The 3147-nt window shown below is 64.4% G+C and carries 3 protein-coding genes; all 3 read left to right on the top strand.

What is annotated here, in order from left to right; translation table 11 throughout:
* Positions 1-1206: DUF488 family protein (locus H5U38_12110; GenBank protein MBC7187767.1), on the top strand; the 1206-nt coding region annotated here is incomplete at its 5' end.
* Complete coding sequence (locus H5U38_12105) at positions 1181-1693, top strand: NYN domain-containing protein (GenBank protein ID MBC7187766.1); 513 nt, start codon at positions 1181-1183, stop codon at positions 1691-1693. The genes H5U38_12110 and H5U38_12105, both read left to right, overlap by 26 nt.
* Positions 1645-3036, top strand: a complete 1392-nt coding sequence (locus tag H5U38_12100) for a hypothetical protein (GenBank protein ID MBC7187765.1) — start codon at positions 1645-1647, stop codon at positions 3034-3036. Before H5U38_12105 ends, H5U38_12100 begins: the two co-directional genes overlap by 49 nt.
* The last annotated feature ends 111 nt before the right edge of the window (positions 3037-3147 follow it).

Below are 3147 nucleotides of genomic sequence, written 5' to 3'. Positions count from 1 at the left end.
CGCCAGCGTGTCGGTTTTGACTACCGGGGGCGTCGGCTGCTGTACACAGACATCGTGCGGCGCGATGCCCGGCCGAAGAACGCCATAGAGTTTCACCTGGAAGCACTCCGCCCGCTCGGCGTGGCCCCAGCGGGTTTGGAGACGCACTTGGCCACCTCGCCTGCGGAAGATGCCTGGGCCGCGAACCACTTGCACGAAAAAGGGATTAGCGCAAGCGAGCGGTTGGCAGTGGTGCATGCAGGAGCCTCGTGGCCGGCCAAGCGCTGGTTTGCCGAGCGGTTCGGGGAACTGGCCAAACGCATGGGCACGGAATTGGGCGTGCGGGTGCTTCTCACCACAGGTCCGGGCGAAGAGGAAATCGTCGGGCGTGTGGCACGGGTGGCACCCGAGGCCGTGCTGCTGGAGGTCTTGTCCATCCGGCAAGTGATGGCCGTGGTGAAGCGTTGCCAGGTGTTGGTCGCCAACGACTGCGGCATCCTCCATTTGGGTCCGGCTCTGGGCACGCCGACAGTGGGCATCTTTGGCCCTGGAGAGCCGGAGATCTGGTTCCCCTACTCGCCGGCAGCGGGGCACTATGTCGTGCACAAAGAGCTTGACTGTAGCCGCTGTCATCGCGACTTTTGCGACGAGCTTCGCTGCATGGCGGCCATCCAAGTGGACGATGTGCTGGCGGCAGCGGCGCACGCGCTGCAGCAAGCTGCAGCAACCAGACCCACCGTGTACACGGTCGGCCACTCCTCCTTAAGCCTGGAGGAGTTTCTGGCGCGGCTGCGGGCCCACGGCATCCGACGCCTGGTGGATGTCCGTCGCTTTCCGACCTCGCGGGCCTTTCCGCATTTCGACCGCGAGGCCCTTGCCGCGACACTATCTGCGGCGGGGATCGACTATCGGTGGCTGGGCGAGGGCTTGGGTGGTTTCCGCAGCGGCGGCTACCAGGGCTACGTCCAGACACCAGAGTTTGGCGCGGCGCTGGCGGAACTGAAGACTTTGGCCGACGGGCTGCCCACCGCGGTGATGTGTTCGGAAGCGCTCTTCTTCCGCTGCCACCGCCGCTTCATCGCCGAAGAGCTGGTGCGCCAAGGCTGGCGCGTGGTGCACATCATCGACCTGTCCCGGACGCAGGAACATCGCCTGCGCCAGGCTTACCACGCCGAGCAAGACATGGGCGGAGAGACCACTCATGGCCAGGCCAAAGGTCATCATTGACGGCTACAACATGATTCATGCAGTGCCCGACCTTGCGGCGCGACTGAAGCAGGACCTTGGCAGCGCGCGCATTGCCCTCCTGCAACGGCTTTGCTCTTACGTAAGCAATCGCAACCTCGAGCTGGTGGTCGTGTTCGATGGCGCGCAGGTGCACCCGGTGGAAGATGCGCGAGCGGCCCCGCCGGGGGTACGCGTGCTCTTTTCGCGTCCACCGCAGACCGCCGACTCGCTCATCGAACATCTGCTGCATAACGAGGCACACCCCCGCAGTGTGACCCTGGTGAGTGCCGACCGACGCCTGGGGGATGTGGCACGAGAGCGCGGCACGTCGGTACTGTCGCCCGCGCAGTTCCTCAAGAGGATGGACAAGCGGCCGCGCGGCGAAGACCTTGCCGATCACAAGTTCGGCCGCGAGCTCAGTGAGGAGGAAATGGCGGAATGGCTCGCTCTGTTTGGCGAGAGAATGCCGCGCACACCTCGCCTCTGAGCGAGCTCAGCGGCGTGCAGCAGTCCACCGTCCGCCGACGGCGCATGTTCGTCGCCGCGGTGTTAGGCGCCACGCTCCTGGTGCTCATCGGGCTCAATGCTGCCAGTTGGCTCTTTGTCAAACGGATGACGCGCTACCTGGACGGTGAGCTGGGCAAGCGATTGGAAACGGTGGCGCGCCTGGCCAGCCGCTCGTTGGAACGGCAGGGCATCGACTACCTCAGCGGTGAAGATCGCACGCTGCTGGCGCTCGAGTTGCTGCGTCTGCGCCGCGACGCCCAGTTGCAGGCCGTGCACATCATCGACGCCGACTATCGCATCGTGGCCAGCTCGCAGCCCTATGTTGGCGCCGGAGAGCCTCTACACTACCTGCGCGCCGACAGCCAATGGGTGGTGCGGGCATGGAGGGGCGAGGAAACCGTTGGGCCGCTGCGCTCGCTGGGCACCAACCGTTTCAAGATCGCCTACGCGCCCCTGCACGACGTGGGGGGTGATGTTGTCGCCGTGCTGTCAGCCGAGGCAAGCGCTGACTTTTTCGAGCTCCTCAGCCTCTACGATCGCGCCCGGCTGCTTGGCCTGGCGGCAAGCGGGGCCCTCTTGCTCCTCCTGACGATCTTTCTCCTCTGGTCGCTGGCACTTTTGCTGCGAACAGAGGCTTCTTTGCGCCAGGCCGAACGCCTGGCCACCATGGGGCAAATGGCTGCCACCGTCGCCCATGAAATCCGCAACCCCTTAGGCATCATCAAGACCACGGCGGATGTCCTTCGCCAGCGCTACTGCCCACCCGAGCAGCGCGACGAGTTATTCGATTTTATCCCGCAGGAAGTGGCACGACTCAACCGTCTGGTGGACAACTTCTTGGTTCTCTCCAGAGGGCCAAGGCTTGCGGTGGAGCACCAGCGCGCCCAGGAGGTGATCGCGCGAACCGTCGAGCGCTTGCGACCGGAGTTCGAGAAGGAGGGCATATCCTTGCTGGCCCAAATTGACGAGGGGCTGCCCGCCTTTCCGTTCGATCAGGACGCGCTGCAGCAGATGCTCCTCAACCTGTTGCTCAACAGCCTGCAGGCCAGTCAACGGGGCGGGCGCGTCACCGTGGCAGCAACCACTGCTGAAAGTCGACGCGGAGCAGCCGTGCGCATCTCGGTGCACGACAACGGCTGTGGCATAGACGGCGACCTCCAGCGGGTGTTCGAGCCCTTCTACACCACCAAGCCTTCCGGAAGTGGCCTGGGCCTGGCAGTCACCAAGAGACTCATCGAAGCGCACGGCGGCTGGATCGAGGTGGAAAGCGATTCGCAGGCGGGTACCGAGTTCAGGCTCTACTTTCCGCTGCGGCTCAAGTGAGGTGGGCCGTCCTGTCGAGCCGCCGGGTTCGGAGAGGAGGAGCTTTTCCATTTGACGGCAAAGCGCTTTTTTTGTAAATTCGCCGGTGGCGCACCAAGAGATGCAGGCCTT

It is taken from the genome of Calditrichota bacterium (assembly GCA_014359355.1).
Lineage (GTDB): Bacteria > Zhuqueibacterota > Zhuqueibacteria > JANLFK01 > Oleimicrobiaceae > Oleimicrobium.
The sequence above is the reverse complement of the archived record's forward strand: the minus strand, read 5'-3'. Positions and strand labels throughout refer to the sequence as shown.